Origin of the sequence: Microbacterium sp. CFBP9034, assembly GCF_034045255.1 — a bacterium.
Taxonomy (GTDB): Bacteria; Actinomycetota; Actinomycetes; order Actinomycetales; family Microbacteriaceae; genus Microbacterium.
This window is the reverse complement of the sequence record NZ_JAXCWC010000001.1, coordinates 834,618-850,768: the sequence shown is the minus strand read 5'-3', so window position 1 is coordinate 850,768 and position 16,151 is coordinate 834,618. Positions and strand designations below refer to the sequence as shown.

Below are 16,151 nucleotides of genomic sequence, written 5' to 3'. Positions count from 1 at the left end.
GTCGGTGTTCGAGAGGAGTACCCCATGTCGGAGAGTTACATTCCGAAAGAGTCGACCGACTCGGCAGTCGCCGTCGACGGGTCGACATTCCCCGTCGGTGGTTCCGACGGAAACAGCACGATGGATACCGCCAAGCAGGAGGCGCGCGAGGTCAAGGACACCGCGAAGAACGAAGCAGGACACGTGGTCCAGACCGCCAAGGACGAGGCCGGCAACGTGGTCTCGGAGGTCAAGTACCAGGCGCGGGACCTGTTCGCGCAGGCACAGCGGGAGCTCAAGGATCAGGCGAGCACTCAGCAGACACGGCTCGCGGGCGGCCTGCAGTCGGTGGGAGACGACCTCCGCCAGATGGCCCAGGGTGGCGCCCCGTCGAGTGGCATCGCCGCAGACCTGGTGCGCGGAGCGTCGACGCGGGTCTCGTCCGCCGCGTCGTGGCTGACCGATCGCGATCCGAGCGCCGTGCTCGCGGACGTCAAGTCGTACGCGCGCCGCAACCCCGGCATGTTCATCGGCGTGGCGGCGCTCGCCGGCGTGGTGGTCGGACGACTGACGCGGTCGCTGGCCGCGGCGAACGCCGAGCGCAGCGGAACCTCGTCCACAGGTCGGAGCTCGACGCCGACGGCGATCGGCGACACGACCCCCTTGACGGGAGGCGCCGCGTACACGGATGCCGCGTACGGCGCGGCCGGAACCACGCAGCAGCCCTACTCGGGTGATGCGGCCGACACGCCGCTGTACACCGAGACGGCCGCGGCGACGTCCGACGATCTGCTCGACGAGGGTGGCAACGATGTCCGACGCGACTCCTTCTGAGGCAAAGGCGGCCACCACCTCGCTCGGCGACCTGGTCGGCGAGGTGACCCGCGACCTGTCGACCCTGATGCGGCAGGAAGTGGCGCTCGCCAAGGCGGAGCTCAAGGAGTCTGCGACGCGCACCGCGAAGGGCGCGGGACTGATGGGCGCCGCGGGCTACGCCGCTCTGATGGCGATCTTCTTCCTGAGCATCGCCCTGTGGTGGGCGCTCGGCACCCTGATCGGCAACGGCTGGTCGGCCGTGGTGGTCGCTGTCCTGTGGGGCATCGTCGCGGCCATCCTGTTCCCGCTCGGACGCAAGAAGCTCTCCGAGGTGGAGGGTGCGCCGCAGACGGTCGAGACGCTGAAAGAGATCCCCGAGACACTGAAAAGGAATGAGGAGAACCGATGACTGATTCACCGGATGCCATTCGCGCAGATATCGAGAACACCCGGCGAGAGCTCGGCGGCGACGTCGACAGCCTCGTCGACAAGGTCACCCCGTCCAAGATCGTGCAGCGTCAGACCGACAAGGTGAAGAGCGCCGTCGGGTCGGTGCGCGAGCGCATCATGGGTGCGGCCGATGACGCCGGCTCGTCGATGTCCCACGCCGGATCGTCCGCCATGGACGGTCTGCACGACGCGAAGGACCGCGTCGTGGCCAAGGCCGAGGGCAATCCCCTCGCGGTGGGGCTGATCGCGTTCGGCGTCGGCCTGGTGGCGGCATCCCTGATCCCTGCGTCCCGCCGGGAGAAGGAGATGGCGTCGGCCCTTCGTGAGCAGGCGCAGCCGCTGGTCGACGAGGTCGCCGGCGCCGCGCGTGAGGTGGGCGAGAACCTCAAGCAGCCCGCGCAGGATGCCGCGATGGCCGTGAAGGACACCGCCGCGGAGGCGGTCGACACCGTCAAGGCGGACGCGCAGGACGCGACGCGCACGGTCGCCGATCGCGGCCAGGAAGCGCGCGAGCACGTCGCCGACGCGTAAGCGAGCACTCCGACCACCGGTGGAGGTCTGCGCACAGGCCTCCACCGGCCCGGGGTCGGGGCATTCCGCCGAGCCTGTGCCGGTATGAGCGACACCGGAGAGGTGCCGCGGTTGTTCCCCGGCTTCACCGAGAGCGTCGTCGCCGTGAACGGCACGACGCTCTTCGTGCGCCATGGCGGAAGCGGCACTCCGATCCTGCTGCTCCACGGCCATCCGCGCACCTCGGCGACCTGGCACCGCGTCGCCCCGCGGCTCGTGGCGGCAGGCTTCACCGTCGTGGCTCCCGACCTTCGTGGATACGGGCGGTCCGGCAAGCCGGAGCCCGATGAGTCGCACCGCCTCCACTCCAAGCGCGCGATGGCCACGGATGCCGCCGAGCTCATGACGGTCCTGGGGTTCGACCGTTTCGCGGTGGCCGGACACGACCGCGGATCGTACGTGGCCCTTCGGCTGGCGCTCGACCACCCCGCACGCGTGACGCGTCTCGTGTCGATGGACGGCGTCCCGATCTCGGAGGCGATCGAGCGGGCGGATGCCTGCTTCGCCACGGCCTGGTGGCACTGGTTCTTCTTCGCGCAGCCCGAGATCCCCGAGAGGGTGATCACCGCGGATCCGGACGCCTGGTACGCCGACAAGGCGGATGCCGCGACCATGGGGGTCGCCAACCATGACGAGCTGATGCGAGCCGTGCACGACCCGCGGACGATCCGGGGGATGCTCGAGGACTATCGCGCCGGCCTGACCGTCGATCTCGACGACGAGCGGGCCGACCGCCTGCGCGGCCACCGGGTGGCGTGTCCGGTGCTCCTGCTGTGGTCGTCACGCGACGACCTCGAGGACCTCTACGGCGACCCGCTCGCCGTCTGGGCCGGCTGGGCGGATGACCGACGCGGTGCGCGGATCGAGTCCGGGCATCACATGGCGGAGGAAGCACCTGACCAGGTGGCCGCAGCCATCGCGGGGTTCGCGCGATCACCCAGCGCCTCATCTCTTAAGCCCTGATGCGCCCCTGGTCAACCCCCGTGCCTCGGTCCTCTGCCCGATCGACAATCAGATCAGCCCAAAGGAGACCGAGATGACACTGGAAGTCCCCGGATTCGCTGGGCGGCGCATCAGCCCGCGCCCCGGCGTACTCCGCACCCTCAAGGATCTGCCGATCCGGCGCCCAGAAGCCCCTGCTCCCGATGACGCTCGCGTGCGGTGGGAGCTCGTCGACATCGACCGCTACCAGGTCCGCTGCGGCGAGAAGACGACGGGATTCATCGATGTCGTCGGCGCCGTGTTCGTGGCGCTCGCCGGCCCGCGCTACAGCCGGGCCGTGGAGGTGCTGCAGACGCTCGACTTCGAGACGGCGATCGCAGCCGTCACCCCGGCGCAGGACCGCGCGGCCGACGCCGCCCGGGCCCGGCGCGAATCACCGCGGAAAGGCGCATGATGACGAGTTCGAACCTGCCCGACGGCATCCCTCCCGCTCCCGACGGGCAGGTGGGAGTCCAGCCCATCCGCGATCGCGACAGCTCCATCGAGCCCGACCCGGCGCTCGACCCGGCGCAGGCCGAGTGGGACCGCACCATCGCTCTGGACGAGGGAATGTCGGAGGACGACTTCGGCGCCACCGCGACCGGCGACGACCCCGCTCACCTCTCCGACCCTCGCGACGAGGTGCCCGACAGCGATCTTCCGGCGAGCTGGCAGCAGCCGGAGACGCAGGGGATCGATCCGATCGAGGCGGAACTGGGAGAAGAGGGCCAGGGCGACCTCGCGCCCGAAGACCTCTGACCGTCGACCGCCAGGCAGCTCACATCCGGGCGTAGCGTGCGCGGGCGAAGCAGAAGAGCCCGTAGAGCACGAGGCCCGCGCCGACCACCCACAGGATGACGGGACCGAAGGGCAGTTCCGCCAGCGCGTGGAGCGCGGCATCCAGTCCGCCGGCGCTCTCGGGATCATGCGTCAAGGCCGCGACGATGAAGAGCACCCCGGTGACCGCGATCGCGACGCCCTTGGCGACGTAGCCCACGACACCGAAGGTCACGATGCCCTTGCGGACCGTGCCTGACGGGGCCCGGAGGTGCTTCTCGAAGCCGCGGGTGAAGCCCCTGACGACGAACGCCACGCCGATGGCGAAGACGACGAGCCCCACGAAACACAGCAGGAACACGCCCCCCGGCGTCGCCATCAGTTGAGCGCTGAACGTCTGCGACGACTCCGACGAGTCGGACTGCCCACCGAGGGCGTAGGTCAGCGCGGTGGCGGCGATGGCCAGGTACGCGACGGCCGTGCCGATGAACTTGACGCGGTGACCCCACTTCTTCTTGCTGTCGGCGTCATTCGCGGTGAATGCCTCGGCGATCTGCCACACCGCAAGCGCAAAGAGGCCGATCACGATGGCCCAGAGGAGGAAGACGCCGGCCGGGTTGTCGCGGATCTGCTCGAGGGCTCCCCCTTGGTCCGCCTCACCGCCGCCACCGGTCGCGATGGAGATGGCGATCGCTCCGATCACGATGTGCAGGACCCCCAGCACCACGTAGCCGATCCGGGCGATGACTTGGAAGGTGGTCGAATCCTGCGCGACGCGCGCGGCGCCCTTGGCGGTGTTGCTCATTGGCGAATCGTATCCATGCGGCGGGATGGCGTCGAGGGGCTGACAGCGCGGGCGATCCGCGGTATCAAGGGCCTCCGGTCGCTAGGGTTGACAGCGACGAGGGGACGCCGGTGATCGCGCGATTCGAGGAGCTGGACTGGCAGCCCACTCCGATGGGCGACCTGACGCTGCGCCGCCGGCACGAAGCGGCGGCCGGTCAGGAGATCTACGAGGTCAAGCTCGGCGACGAGTACCTGATGTCGAGCCTCTTCACCGTCGCCGAGGAGGCGCTCGCCGAGCTGGGACTGGCGGCCGCGCGCGGCGACGACCTCACCGTGCTCGTCGGGGGCCTGGGCCTGGGCTATACGGCCGTGGCGGCCCTCCGTGACGAGCGCGTGTCGGCGCTCACCGTCATCGACCGGCTCGACGCCGTGATCGGCTGGCACGAGCGACGGCTTCTTCCTGTGTCTGCGGAGCTGGTGGACGATCCGAGAACGAGCCTCGTCTGCGATGACTTCTTCGCGGTGATGCGGAGCGACCCCGCCGCCGGCGCCCCCGGATGGGCCGCCATCCTCCTCGACGTCGACCACTCCCCCCGCCACCAGCTCGACCCGACGCACGCCGACCTGTACCGTGCACCGGGCCTGCGCGCCCTCGACCGCCATCTCAGTCCGGGCGGGGTCTTCGCGCTCTGGTCGGACGATCCACCGGACGCGGAGTTCATGGCCGAGCTGGCGGAGGTCTTCGACGACTGCGCCGCCCACGTCGTGGACTTCGACAACCCCGTGACGGGCGGCACCTCGTCGAACACCGTCTACGTCGCGAGGAGCCGCCGCGGGCGGTGAGAGCCGGGTCACCCGGGCGCGAAATCCGCGAGACGCGCACGCCCTGCGCCGATGCTCTCCTTCAGTCGCCCCGTCGCCGCGACGACCGCCGGATCGTCGACGCGGTCCGGGGGAATGCGCACGGGGTTGAGCGAGGTGGTGTGCGACCACGCGCGGATGTCCGCTGCCCGCGACATCGCGGCCGACGCCTCGCCGCCGATGGTCTGCATCGTCGCCCAGTCCGACGGCGTGTTCGAGTACGGGGACGGGCGGCAGACGAGATTCTTCTCCGCGTCGCCCTCGCGGGTGGCTTCCACGTAGCCGGCGAGCGCCGCCCCGAAGCAGGGGAACCCGACCCGGGCGGGCTGCGGGGTGATCGCCTCCGCGGTCCACACCGGCCGCAGTCCCGGATACTTCAGCCCCTCGGCGGCGCAGTGCACGACGAGCGTGTCGGCCGGGACGCGTTCCTCGCCGTCGTCGAACACGAGCCGGCCGGGAGCGACGGCCCGCAGGTGTCCGCGACGGATGACGTGGTCGACGGTGCGCACGAGCTCGAGCTCCCACGTCGCGAGCGTGGGCGTCTTGGCCATGGTGGGTGTGACGCCCGGGTCGATCCGCAGCATGATCCCGGCGTCCTCCATCCGCAGGAAGGCGTCGTCCGGGCTCGTCGCCGCTGCGACCGCAGCCATGGTGTCCGCGGCCATGCCGAGGAACACGGCGGGATCGGGCTGCACCACGGCACGGTTGAGCAGCCACGGGTCACGCGGACGCACCCAGGTGATCGCGTTCGGCGAGACGCCGTTCTGCAGCAGCCACACGCAGCTGTCGGTGGCCGTCTTCCCCGCCCCGACCACGACGTACCGGGCGGGCGCCTGCGTGAGGCGCACCAGCTCGTTCACCGGGACGACGCGGGCTCCGTCCTCGACGAGGAACGGCGGCGGGGTGAGCGCGGGGATGTCCGGCGACAGATACCGGGCGTCCACCACGCGGGCGCGAGGCGCGTGGAAGCGGGTGCCGCTCAGCGCCGACACGAAGCGGCGCCCTCCGAGGTAGTCGCACCGGCCGTGGAAGACGACCCGGCCGCTCGCGACCAGGCGCGCCAGCACGCGGCCGTAGTAGTCGCACACCTCAGCGGCGGCGGCTCGCTCGTGCAGCCCACGCTCCGGCCCGTCGGTCTGCACGCGGCCGCCTCCGAGCAGTGTCGATGCGACGCCGTAGAACGCGGACGCCTGATGCAGACGGACGAACCCGTAGGCGTCGAGCCAGTGGCCGCCGGCGCCGTGGCGACGGTCCACGATCGCCACCGACACGTCGGCCGTGGCGGTGAGCGCGTCGACGAACGCCATGCCCATCGCGCCCGCCCCCACGACGAGATAGTCGACGTCGACGATCTCTTCCATGGGCTCATCAGAGCAGTGGCCGTGGGGTCCGTCAATGGGCGCGGGCGCCGGGCCGGGCCTCAGGCGCCGGGTGCGCCGGTGACGTCGTACGCGCGCAGGCGACCGCACATCCCGAAGCCCCGCTCCCCGGAGAGCTCCGGGGCGCGATGCAGCGAGGCGGATGCGAGATGCTCGCCGACCCCGGCCGCCAGCGCCTGCGCGACGGCGACGCTGGCCGTCGCCTGCGCGAGCGGTCCGGCCCCGATGATCTCGCGCCAGGCCGCCGCGCGACTCCGCACGAGCGATGAGGCCGCGCGGTAGAACTCGCGCAGCGGCTGCTCATCGCCGGCGCTCAGGGCGTCGCGCAGGGAGAGGAAGCCCTCCACGGCGAGGTCGCGACGGCGCGCGGCATCCGCAGCCGTGTCCTCCAGGCGGTCACGGCGAGACAGCGTCGCGGCCTCACGGTAACGGGCGGGGTCGGCGACGATCTCCGCGGGAAAGGTCATCACCGCGTCGCCCGACTCCGGAAGGCCGGCATTCCCCATGATGACGAGCACCTGGAGGTCGCCGTGGTTGACGGCACGGTGGATCGTGCCGGGGGTGAACCACACCACCGAGCCGGGCCGCAGCTCCGTCTCGCGCGCACCGGAGAGGTCGAGCGTGTGCAGCGCTCCGCTGCCGCCGATCACGACGTAGCACTCGGTCGAGGCGAGGTGCATGTGCGGGGTTCCGCCGACGAGACCGTCGGGTCCGGCGTCGTCGTAGACATCGAGCAGCGTGACGGAGGTCGCGCCGGGGAATGTGCTCGGGGCCGCGCTCACCGAACGGCCGCCCGCCCGGGTTCGAGATGGCCGGGATCGCGCCCGTCCACCAGGACCGATCGCGCGAGGGCGGCGATCTCCGCAGCGCGCGGGGCCGCGGCATCCGCGATTCCGACCGCGTAGCGGAAGGTGACGGTCTCGCCGGGCGCCACGGCGAGCTCCTCGCTGAAGAACGGCGCGGGGTTGATGCAGGCGAACTCCTCCGTGCGGACGAACCACTGCGGCGGATGCTGCGGGTTCGCGCTGTCGTCGACGACGGCGATCACCGACTCCGCGTCCACACCGTCGTGCTTTCCCGCGTACGCCATCCACTCGTGGCGCTGGCCGCGCATGGCCCCGCCCGGTCCGGAGCCGGCCGGGCTGATCGCCGTGCCGTCCGTGAAGGCGCGGGGACCGCGCCAGAACAGGCCGCCGTAGCCGGCGTTCTCGCGCCCGCGTGTCGTCGGCGAGCCGATCGAGATCGGAGCGGAGGTGACATTGGTCATGGCGGTCTCGAACGTCAGCACCCACGTGTCACCGCTCGCGACGCGGGCCGAGAGGGCTCGGCGCTCCTCGAACATCCGGACTCCACCCTGGGTGATCCAGTCCAGACGGTGGGCGAAGCGCACCGCGTCATCGTACGCCCCGCAGTGCTCGATCTCGCGATGCCGCTGCGAGCCGTCGTTGGCGAGCTGCACATACGACCGGCCCTGGACGTAGGTGGGTCCGCCCCAGAAGTTCTCGTCGTCGACCACGGGAAGCGACCACGCGATGCCCTTGTGCCAGACATGGTCGTGCGGACGGAAGAGGCTGACCACATGGCCCGCACGCGTGCGAATGGGATGGAGGAACGGCTTCGGCGACTCGAGCTGCGGGGTGTCGGGTGCGTAGGTGTACCGGAACAGCTCGATGTCGTGGTCGCGGACGGAGATCCCGGTGCCCTCGTCGTGCGCCACGGTCAGGACGCTCATGCGACGACCTCCTTCACACGGGCCCAGGGCACCGCCCCACCGTCCATGCTCCGGAAGAAGGGGTCGTCGCGGTCGATCTCGCCGGCGCCCACCGGGAGCCCGCGGAACGCTGATGCGTAGGTCGCGGCCGCGAACTCCAGGGTGCGACGCGACTCGTCGATGCCGACACCGGGCCGTTCCCCGTCCGCCAGTGCATCGAGCACCGCCTCGATCTGCAGGCGGTGGCCGCTGATCTCGTCGCCGTCGCCGTCCCAGAGCCGGGCGAGCTCCTCGTGACCCGGCGCCGGCGTGAAGGTCCAGTCGCGCTCGGTGTACCCGTAGAGATGCTCGACCTCGACCGTCGCGAATTCGTAGTCGAAGCGCAGGCGCGACGTCTCGCGCGGCGACACCACCGAGTTCACCACGGTCGCGAGTGCGCCGTTCTCGAACTCGGCCAGCGCGATCGACACGTCCTCGGTGTCGGTCGGCCGCGACCGGCGCGCCGCGAATGCGCTCACCCGCGACCAGGGTCCGAGGACCGCGAGCAGAAGATCGAACTGGTGGATGCCGTGGCCCATGGTCGGGCCGCCGCCTTCGACTTCCCATCGACCGCGCCAGGGCACCTCGAAGTACTCGTCGGCGCGGTACCAGAGGGTCTCGCAGGTGGCGACCTGGGCACGGCCCAGCACGCCGGAGTCGGCGAGCCTGCGCAGCCGGAGCGCGGGCTCCCCGAACCGATGCTGGAAGACCGTGAGCACGGGAACGCCCGTCCGCTCCTCGGAGGCGACCAGCCGGTCGATCTCCTCGAGGCTCAGGGCGATGGGCTTCTCGACCAGAGCCGGGACGCCGGCGCGCTGCGCGAGCAGTGCGAGCGGCACATGCGACTTCGGCGGCGTGCAGATGTGCACGAGGTCGAGGGATTCGGACGCCAGCAGCACAGCGGCGTCGGTGTAGAAGCGTTCGGCGCCGAACTGCTCCGCGAAACCGCGGGCGCGGTTTTCGTCGATGTCCGCGACCGCGACCAGCTCGGCCTTGTCGCCGAGCTCGCGCACGGCCTCCGCGTGCGCGTGTGCGATCCCGCCGGTGCCGATGATGGCCACCCGGGACGGCCGACGGTGGAGAGACGGCATGGTGGTTCCTTTGGATCGGGTCTGTCGGAACGGGTTCGGAGGGGTTCGGAAAGCGCTTGCCGAACGTCTCCAGCGTAACGGTGCGCCCCAGCACCGTCAACCGCTTCCGTGAGATCGGCGCGGGCCGGCCGGGCGCCCACCTGCCTGTCCCCCGAACGGCCGACGTGCGCTGCGTCGATTCGCGTGTCACTATGGACAGGTCATGCAAATCGATTTGCATTGATCCATCCCATCGAAGGAGCAACGACCATGCACTCTCCCACGAAGCGTCCCCGGCGCCTTCTGGCAGGCGGTGTCACCGCGGCCGCCCTGGTGGCGTCCGCGCTGATCGGCCTGCCCTCCGCCGCCGGCGCGACGCCCACGGCCACGACGGACCTGCAGGAGGGCCCGGAGCCCACGGTTCACACGCAGGAGGCGCACGCCCCCGAGGGCGACTTCACCTCGAAGTGGACCCGCGCCGATGCCCGCCAGCTGAAGCGGCTCTCCGACCCGGCGACGCCGTCGCGCGGCAACTCCATGCCCGCGTCCCTCACGATGCCCGAGGTTCCGCAGGACTTCCCCGACATGTCCAACGAGCAGGTCTGGGTGTGGGACACCTGGCCGCTGACCGATGAGAAGGGCAACCAGTACGCGATCAACGGCCAGGAGGTCATCTTCTCGCTGGTGGCCGATCGCAGCCTCGGCTTCGACGAGCGCCACGTGTTCGCGAAGATCGGCTACTTCTTCCGCCCCGCCGGCATTCCCGCCGAGGAGCGCCCGGAGAACGGCGGCTGGACCTACGGCGGCCTCGTGTTCGACGAGGGGGTCACCGGCGAGATCTTCGAGGACCAGTCCTTCAGCCACCAGACCCAGTGGTCGGGCTCCGCTCGCGTGTTCAAGGGCGGCGAGGTCAAGCTGTTCTTCACCGACGTCGCGTTCTACCGTGACGCCTCGGGCGCGGACGTGAAGCCGTACGACCCCCGCATTGCGCTCAGCGTCGGCAAGGTCCACGCCAACAAGAAGGGCGTGAAGCTCTCCGGCTTCGACCAGGTGACCGACCTCCTGCAGGCCGACGGCACCTACTACCAGACCGGCGCGCAGAACCCGTACTTCAACTTCCGCGACCCCTTCACCTTCGAGGACCCGGCCCACCCGGGTGAGACCTACATGGTCTTCGAGGGGAACACCGCCATGGCCCGCGAGGACGCCTTCTGCACCGACGAGGACCTGGGCTACCGTCCGGGCGACCCGTTCGCCGAGACGGCCGACGCCGTCAACGCCTCGGGCGCCGCGTACCAGATCGCGAACGTCGGCCTCGCGAAGGCGACGAACGACGACCTGACCGAGTGGGAGTTCCTCCCGCCGATCCTGTCGGCGAACTGCGTGACCGACCAGACCGAGCGGCCGCAGTTCATCTTCAAGGACGGCAAGGCGTACCTCTTCACCATCACGCACCGCAGCACGTTCGCGTCGGGGATCGACGGACCCGAGGGCGTGTACGGCTTCGTCGGCGACGGCATCCGCTCCGACTTCCAGCCGCTCAACGGCGGCTCGGGGCTCGCGCTGGGCAACCCGACGAACCTCAACTATCTGCAGGGCCAGCCGTTCGCGCCGGACTTCAACCAGCACCCGGGGGCGTTCCAGGCGTACTCGCACTACGTGATGCCCGGCGGGCTGGTGCAGTCGTTCATCGACACCATCGGCACGCATGACGACTTCGTCCGCGGCGGCACGCTCGCGCCGACGGTGAAGGTCGACATCGACGGCGCCTCCACGAGCGTGGACTACTCGTACGGCGACGGCGGTCTCGGCGGCTGGGCGGACATCCCGGCCGACTTCAACATCAACCCGAGCGGAAAGGTGAAGCCGATCCGCTGATCGGCTCCTCCGAACGGCGGATGCCTCGGCACGCCTCGTGCCGAGGCATCCGCTCGCCCGTCCCGCTGAAAGGAAACGCCATGCCCGATCTCGACACCACTCCTGTCGCCGCACCCCATCGTCGCCGGCGGACGGTCGTCGTGAGCGCGATCGTCGGGGCTGTCGTGCTCGTCGTGGCGGTGATCATCGCGGTCGTCGTCGCTCCGCAGCGCGGGACGGATGCCTCACCTACGCCCAGTCCCGACGCTTCGGCGCAGGCGGACGGGTTCGAGCGGCCCGCAGGATGGTCGCAGCATCGGCCGGCGGTCCACTTCACGCCCGAGAACAATTGGATGAACGACCCGCAGAAGCCGTTCCTCCTCGATGGGCTGTGGCACTACTACTACCTCTACAACGCCGACCACCCCGAGGGGAACGGCACCGCCTGGTACCACTCGACGTCGACCGACCTCGTGCACTGGGAAGACCAGGGCATCGCGATCGAGAAGTATGCGAACGGGCTGGGGGACATCTGGACGGGCACCGCCGTCGTGGACGAGCGCGGCTCCGCCGGATTCGGCGAGGGAGCGGTCATCGCCCTCGTCACTCAGCAGCACGACGGCGTTCAGCGGCAGTCGCTGTTCGTCTCGACCGACGGCGGCTACGAGTTCGAGTCGTACGAGGGCAATCCCGTCATGGAGAATCCGGGCGCGGCCGACTGGCGGGACCCGCGCGTGTTCTGGGACGACGCCGCGGGCCACTGGGTCATGGCCCTCGCCGAGCACGACCGGATCGGCTTCTACACGTCCCGGAACCTGCGGGACTGGACGTACTCGTCGGACTTCGCCACGACCGGCCTCGGGGTGCTCGAATGCCCCGACCTCTTCCCGATGGCCGTCGACGGCGACCCGGACGACGTGCGGTGGGTGCTCGTCGCCGGTGCGAACGGCGCCGCCGAGGGGATGACCACCGGCACGGCCTACTGGACCGGCGACTGGGACGGCGAGCGATTCGTGGCCGACGGCGCCGGACACCAGTGGCTCGACCACGGGTCCGACTACTACGCCGCCGTGACCTGGGACGACCCCCGGCTCTCCGCGGACGAGCGTCTCGCCTCGCGCTACGGCATCGGCTGGATGAACAACTGGGCCTACGCGGGCCGATTCCCCACCGAGGACTGGCAGGGCGGGTCGGACTCGATCGTCCGCAGCATCCGGCTCGTCTCCGACGGCGGCCGCGCGACGCTCCGCTCCACCCCGGCGGCGGAGCTGCTCGCACTCGAGGGCGAGGCGCAGCCGATCGACGACGCGCGCCTCGACCCCGGAGGCGGCGCCGAGATCCCGGTCCCGTCGTCGGACGCCTACCGGCTGCGCCTCGATGTGGCCGCGGCCGACGACGCCGAGGTGCGGGTCACGATCGCGACGGGCGACGGCCGGTTTGCGACCGTGGGGTACGACTTCGCGGCCGGCGTCGCGTTCGTCGCCCGGGATGCCGACGCCGTCGCGGCCGGGATGCCGGAGGCATATCGCGAGCTGCGCACCGCACCGGTCGCCGCGGTCGACGGCCGACTGCACCTCGATGTCGTCGTCGACGCCGCGTCGGTCGAGGTGTTCGCCGGGGACGGCGAGGCCGCACTCACCATGGCCACCTTCGGAGCCGGCGGCGAGCGCGGCCTGCGGATCGAGTCCGTGCGCGGCCCGGTGGAGGTCACCGACGCCAGCGTGACCCCGCTGCGGGTGGCGCCCGTCGAGCGGCAGTCGTCGGAGCGGCGGGGCTAGCTACGGCGCGGAGGGCGGGGCGACCGACGCGCGCTCGACGAGCCGGCCGCGCACGAGGTGCAGCCCGTCCTCGGCCGGCACCGGCGTTCCGTCGATGCGGGCGAGGAGTCGCTCCATGCCCCAGCGCCCCATCTCGGCGTGCGGCAGCGCGATGGTGGTGAGCCCGGGGTCGAGGGCGTCGGCGACCGGGTGGAGGTCGTCGATGCCCACGATCGAGAGCCCGCCCGGAACGGGGATGCCGCGCCGGGCGGCAGCCTGCATCACGCCCATCGCGATCTGGTCGTTGAAGCAGATGACGGCCGTCGGCGGATGATCCTGGTCGAGCAGCTCTCCGCCCGCCTCGCGGCCGCCCGCCGCGTCCGAGGTGCAGAACCCGAGGCGGCCCTCGCCCAGCGCGATCCCGGCGTCGCCGAGCGCGGAGCGGATGCCGATGAGACGCCCGCGCGCGGCGCGCGACTCGTCGACCGTGCCGATGTAGGCGACCTCGCGGTGACCGTCCCGGGTGAGTCGCTCGCACGCGAGCGTGGCGATCTGCGCCTCGTCGGGCACCACCGCGTCGACGCTCCAGCGGGGCTCGGGGGCGGCATCCACCAGCACGACGGGGAAGTCCTCCGGGACGTCCGGACGATCGACGCGCTGGTGGTACATGCGCGCGATGAGCAGGCCGTCGACCCGCTGCGCGAGGAAGCGGGCGACGAGGTCGCGCTCCGCCTCCGCGTCGCCGCCGCTCTCGGCGACCATCAGCAGCACGTCGTGCTCGAGGCCGGCACGGCGAGCGCCTTCGATGATGCGGCCCGCGAACGGGGTCGCGGCGAGGTCGTCGCCGATCAGGCCCACGACTCCGGTGCGGCGGCGGCGCAGGCCGCTCGCCACGCGGTCGGGGACGTAGCCGAGTTCGCGGGCGACCGCGAGGATCCGCTCCCGGGTCTCGGCATTGACGGCACGCGCGCCGCTGAGTGCGTGCGAGACGGTGGTCGGCGAGACGCCCGCCGCGACGGCGACGTCGCTCACTCGTGCGCGGGAGCGACGCCCCGGAGTCTCCGATGCCACGGTTCTCACCCTACGCGGGAGTCTCATCGGCTTACTGGGTGGAACGGCCTTTGCCCGCCGATTCGGCGACGCCTAGATTCACAGCGAAACCCGGGTGCCGGTCGGGGCACCACACAGAAGATCAAAGGAGATCACGTGAAAACGCTCATCCGCTCCGGCGTCGCATTAGTCGCCGCCGCAGCTCTCGGCGCGAGCATGGTGGTCGGGGGAGCCGCCCTGAGCAACGGGAAGGGGGACGACAAGGGCAACGGACTCGGCGGGCAGCCGGCGACTGCGAGCCAGATCTACCTCGACGAGATCAAGGACTACGGCGTGTGCCGCGGCACCGACCCCGACTGCTACCACGAGTGGGGCAACGGCTGGAAGGAAGGCGAGGAGAAGCGCATCCTCATCTGGAGCCGCACCGCCGGCCCCCGTCACGCGCACCTCGGTTCGCCGCTTCCTCCGGGGCTGAACCCGCCGCTGGCCAGCAACAACATCGCGCAGGCGGCGCTCATCGCCTGGGCGGCGGAGCGCGGCATCAAGGCCGACTACACCGAGGACCTCGCGCAGTTCCGCTTGAACAACTACCAGGCGGTCGTGTTCCTCAGCTCCAACCGCGACACGCTGGACGACAGCACGCAGACGACGCTGATGCAGTACATCCGCGGCGGCGGCGGCTTCGTCGGCATCCACAACGCGTTCGGCGCCGAGTACCACTGGCCGTACTACGAGGGCCTGCTCGGCGGGGCCAACTTCTACAACCACGGTCCGAACCGTGACGGAACGGTCGAGACGATCAACGACAACGACGTGTCGACCTCCTTCATGCCCGAGACCTGGGCCTTCAAGGACGAGTGGTACAACCTGGTGCCGTACCCGAGCTTCGTCAACGTGCTGCTCGAGGTCGACCAGGCCACGAGCGAGGCCACCGTTGCCGGCCACGGCGAATCGCACCCGGTGAGCTGGTGCCAGTACTACGACGGCGGCAGGTCCTGGCTGACCACGCTCGGCCACGACGCGGCAGCCTGGACGTCCGCACCGCTCGCGGGCGACGAGTTCTTCAAGGAGCACGTGCTGTCTGGCCTCGAGAGCGCGATGGGCATCAAGCCGTTCTGCACGACCTGACGTTCCGCCTGAGGACGATCGCGTCCTGAGGCAAGGGCCCGGACCCCGTTGACAACGGGTCCGGGCCCTTCGCCGTGCGGACGCCGCAGCGACGCGCCCGGTGGCGCTGTTCCACTCAGTGAGACGAGGACGCCATCCGGCACGTGAACGCTTGCCGCCTGGGGAAAGCGGACGGATACTGCAAACATGCGATCCTCTCAAGGACGAGAGCCGGTGTGTGTGCTGGACCGGATCATCGCGATTCTCGAAGTCGTTCGCGAGTCACACGGCTCGACGACGATCACCCAGCTCGCCCTCGCCACCGGCATCCCGAAGTCCACCGTGTCCCGCCTGATCGGCGACCTCGTGCGCCAGCGCTACCTCACCCGAAGCGAGGGGGGCGTGGCGATCGGGCTCCGGCTCTTCGAGCTCGGCGCGCGTGCGAGCACCCCGCGCCGCCTCAGCGCGGCCGCGCTGCCCGTCCTGGCGGAGCTGTTCAACGCCACGGGCGAGCACCTCAATGTCGCGGTGCAGGAGGGCCACGACATGCTCTCCGTGATCTCGGTGCGCGGCCGGCTGCGGCCGGCGCCCTCTCGAGCGGGCGTCCGGGTGCCGTCCGTCACCACGGCTCTGGGCAAGGCCGTCCTCGCCTTCGTCGATGACGAGTCCGTCCTGCGGGACATCATGGAGGAGCTCGATCCCCAGGCGCGCCACTCGTTCGAACGGGAGCTCGCATCAGTGCGCACGTCGGCGGTCGCGATCGATCGCTGCGAGACGTTCCCCGGAGTCATCGGCGTCGCGAGTCCGATTCTCTCCTCCGATCGCTTCCCGATCGCCGCCATCTCCGTGGCCGGCCCCGCCGCCGACATGGATCCGAACCGCATCGGGCCACTCGTGCGTCACGCCGCGCTGGCGCTGACGCAGCGCCTCACCCTTCAGGTCGCCTGATCGATGGAAGGCG

The 16,151-nt window shown here is 70.7% G+C and carries 17 protein-coding genes; 11 read left to right on the top strand and 6 right to left on the bottom strand.

Annotated elements, in window-relative coordinates:
- Positions 1–24 precede the first annotated feature (24 nt).
- From SOM19_RS03705 to SOM19_RS03680, 6 genes are all read left to right on the top strand, one after another.
- A complete protein-coding gene (locus SOM19_RS03705) occupies positions 25–813 on the top strand; it encodes a hypothetical protein (RefSeq protein WP_320485204.1) in 789 nt (262 codons plus the stop codon).
- Complete coding sequence (locus tag SOM19_RS03700; protein WP_320485203.1) at positions 791–1,204, top strand: phage holin family protein; 414 nt, start codon at positions 791–793, stop codon at positions 1,202–1,204. Before SOM19_RS03705 ends, SOM19_RS03700 begins: the two co-directional genes overlap by 23 nt.
- The gene (locus SOM19_RS03695) at positions 1,201–1,776 is read left to right on the top strand and encodes a DUF3618 domain-containing protein (RefSeq protein ID WP_320485202.1); all 576 of its coding nucleotides are present in this window, start codon (positions 1,201–1,203) and stop codon (positions 1,774–1,776) included. The genes SOM19_RS03700 and SOM19_RS03695 overlap by 4 nt, the downstream gene beginning before the upstream one ends.
- Before the next feature lie 84 nt (positions 1,777–1,860).
- On the top strand, positions 1,861–2,778 hold the full coding sequence (locus SOM19_RS03690; RefSeq protein WP_320485201.1) for an alpha/beta fold hydrolase: 918 nt from the start codon (positions 1,861–1,863) through the stop codon (positions 2,776–2,778).
- A 73-nt stretch (positions 2,779–2,851) separates the two neighbouring features.
- Complete coding sequence (locus tag SOM19_RS03685; RefSeq protein ID WP_320485200.1) at positions 2,852–3,211, top strand: hypothetical protein; 360 nt, start codon at positions 2,852–2,854, stop codon at positions 3,209–3,211.
- On the top strand, positions 3,211–3,555 hold the full coding sequence (locus SOM19_RS03680) for a sugar ABC transporter ATPase (RefSeq protein ID WP_320485199.1): 345 nt from the start codon (positions 3,211–3,213) through the stop codon (positions 3,553–3,555). The genes SOM19_RS03685 and SOM19_RS03680 overlap by 1 nt, the downstream gene beginning before the upstream one ends.
- Before the next feature lie 19 nt (positions 3,556–3,574).
- Here the strand turns inward: SOM19_RS03680 and SOM19_RS03675 are convergent, their stop codons facing one another.
- A complete protein-coding gene (locus tag SOM19_RS03675) occupies positions 3,575–4,378 on the bottom strand; it encodes a DUF1206 domain-containing protein (RefSeq protein WP_320485198.1) in 804 nt (267 codons plus the stop codon).
- A 110-nt stretch (positions 4,379–4,488) separates the two neighbouring features.
- Between SOM19_RS03675 and SOM19_RS03670 the strand changes: the two genes are divergently transcribed.
- Positions 4,489–5,202 (top strand): polyamine aminopropyltransferase, encoded by a 714-nt coding sequence (locus SOM19_RS03670; RefSeq protein WP_320485197.1) that lies wholly within the window; start codon positions 4,489–4,491, stop codon positions 5,200–5,202.
- Between the two features lie 8 nt (positions 5,203–5,210).
- On the opposite strand, the gene SOM19_RS03665 is transcribed toward SOM19_RS03670, so the two are convergent.
- Genes SOM19_RS03665 through SOM19_RS03650 form a run of 4 tightly spaced genes read right to left on the bottom strand, consistent with a single transcriptional unit; the run spans position 5,211 to position 9,440 of the window.
- Positions 5,211–6,581 (bottom strand): NAD(P)-binding protein, encoded by a 1,371-nt coding sequence (locus SOM19_RS03665; RefSeq protein WP_320485196.1) that lies wholly within the window; start codon positions 6,579–6,581, stop codon positions 5,211–5,213.
- 59 nt (positions 6,582–6,640) lie between these two features.
- The gene (locus SOM19_RS03660) at positions 6,641–7,381 is read right to left on the bottom strand and encodes a cupin domain-containing protein (RefSeq protein ID WP_320485195.1); all 741 of its coding nucleotides are present in this window, start codon (positions 7,379–7,381) and stop codon (positions 6,641–6,643) included.
- Positions 7,378–8,331 (bottom strand): DUF6807 domain-containing protein, encoded by a 954-nt coding sequence (locus SOM19_RS03655; protein WP_320485194.1) that lies wholly within the window; start codon positions 8,329–8,331, stop codon positions 7,378–7,380. The genes SOM19_RS03660 and SOM19_RS03655 overlap by 4 nt, the downstream gene beginning before the upstream one ends.
- On the bottom strand, positions 8,328–9,440 hold the full coding sequence (locus SOM19_RS03650) for a Gfo/Idh/MocA family protein (protein WP_320485193.1): 1,113 nt from the start codon (positions 9,438–9,440) through the stop codon (positions 8,328–8,330). The genes SOM19_RS03655 and SOM19_RS03650 overlap by 4 nt, the downstream gene beginning before the upstream one ends.
- 249 nt (positions 9,441–9,689) lie before the next feature.
- Between SOM19_RS03650 and SOM19_RS03645 the strand changes: the two genes are divergently transcribed.
- Positions 9,690–11,297: a glycoside hydrolase family 68 protein gene (locus tag SOM19_RS03645; protein ID WP_320485192.1), complete on the top strand. Its 1,608-nt coding sequence runs from the start codon at positions 9,690–9,692 to the stop codon at positions 11,295–11,297.
- An 80-nt stretch (positions 11,298–11,377) separates the two neighbouring features.
- Entirely contained in the window at positions 11,378–13,054 is a 1,677-nt protein-coding gene (locus SOM19_RS03640) for a glycoside hydrolase family 32 protein (protein ID WP_320485191.1), read from the top strand.
- Here SOM19_RS03640 and SOM19_RS03635 read toward each other — a convergent pair whose 3' ends face one another.
- On the bottom strand, positions 13,055–14,104 hold the full coding sequence (locus SOM19_RS03635; RefSeq protein WP_320485190.1) for a LacI family DNA-binding transcriptional regulator: 1,050 nt from the start codon (positions 14,102–14,104) through the stop codon (positions 13,055–13,057).
- A 135-nt stretch (positions 14,105–14,239) separates the two neighbouring features.
- Between SOM19_RS03635 and SOM19_RS03630 the strand changes: the two genes are divergently transcribed.
- Positions 14,240–15,211: a ThuA domain-containing protein gene (locus SOM19_RS03630; protein ID WP_320485189.1), complete on the top strand. Its 972-nt coding sequence runs from the start codon at positions 14,240–14,242 to the stop codon at positions 15,209–15,211.
- Between the two features lie 186 nt (positions 15,212–15,397).
- Entirely contained in the window at positions 15,398–16,138 is a 741-nt protein-coding gene (locus SOM19_RS03625) for an IclR family transcriptional regulator (protein WP_320485188.1), read from the top strand.
- Positions 16,139–16,151: the final 13 nt, after the last annotated feature.

Coding starts and splice junctions, on each gene's coding strand:
- SOM19_RS03705 (WP_320485204.1), top strand. CDS start 25: ATGTCGGAGAGTTACATTCCGAAAGAGTCGACCGACTCGGCAGTCGCC.
- SOM19_RS03700 (WP_320485203.1), top strand. CDS start 791: ATGTCCGACGCGACTCCTTCTGAGGCAAAGGCGGCCACCACCTCGCTC.
- SOM19_RS03695 (WP_320485202.1), top strand. CDS start 1,201: ATGACTGATTCACCGGATGCCATTCGCGCAGATATCGAGAACACCCGG.
- SOM19_RS03690 (WP_320485201.1), top strand. CDS start 1,861: ATGAGCGACACCGGAGAGGTGCCGCGGTTGTTCCCCGGCTTCACCGAG.
- SOM19_RS03685 (WP_320485200.1), top strand. CDS start 2,852: ATGACACTGGAAGTCCCCGGATTCGCTGGGCGGCGCATCAGCCCGCGC.
- SOM19_RS03680 (WP_320485199.1), top strand. CDS start 3,211: ATGACGAGTTCGAACCTGCCCGACGGCATCCCTCCCGCTCCCGACGGG.
- SOM19_RS03675 (WP_320485198.1), bottom strand. CDS start 4,378: ATGAGCAACACCGCCAAGGGCGCCGCGCGCGTCGCGCAGGATTCGACC.
- SOM19_RS03665 (WP_320485196.1), bottom strand. CDS start 6,581: ATGGAAGAGATCGTCGACGTCGACTATCTCGTCGTGGGGGCGGGCGCG.
- SOM19_RS03655 (WP_320485194.1), bottom strand. CDS start 8,331: ATGAGCGTCCTGACCGTGGCGCACGACGAGGGCACCGGGATCTCCGTC.
- SOM19_RS03650 (WP_320485193.1), bottom strand. CDS start 9,440: ATGCCGTCTCTCCACCGTCGGCCGTCCCGGGTGGCCATCATCGGCACC.
- SOM19_RS03645 (WP_320485192.1), top strand. CDS start 9,690: ATGCACTCTCCCACGAAGCGTCCCCGGCGCCTTCTGGCAGGCGGTGTC.
- SOM19_RS03640 (WP_320485191.1), top strand. CDS start 11,378: ATGCCCGATCTCGACACCACTCCTGTCGCCGCACCCCATCGTCGCCGG.
- SOM19_RS03625 (WP_320485188.1), top strand. CDS start 15,398: ATGCGATCCTCTCAAGGACGAGAGCCGGTGTGTGTGCTGGACCGGATC.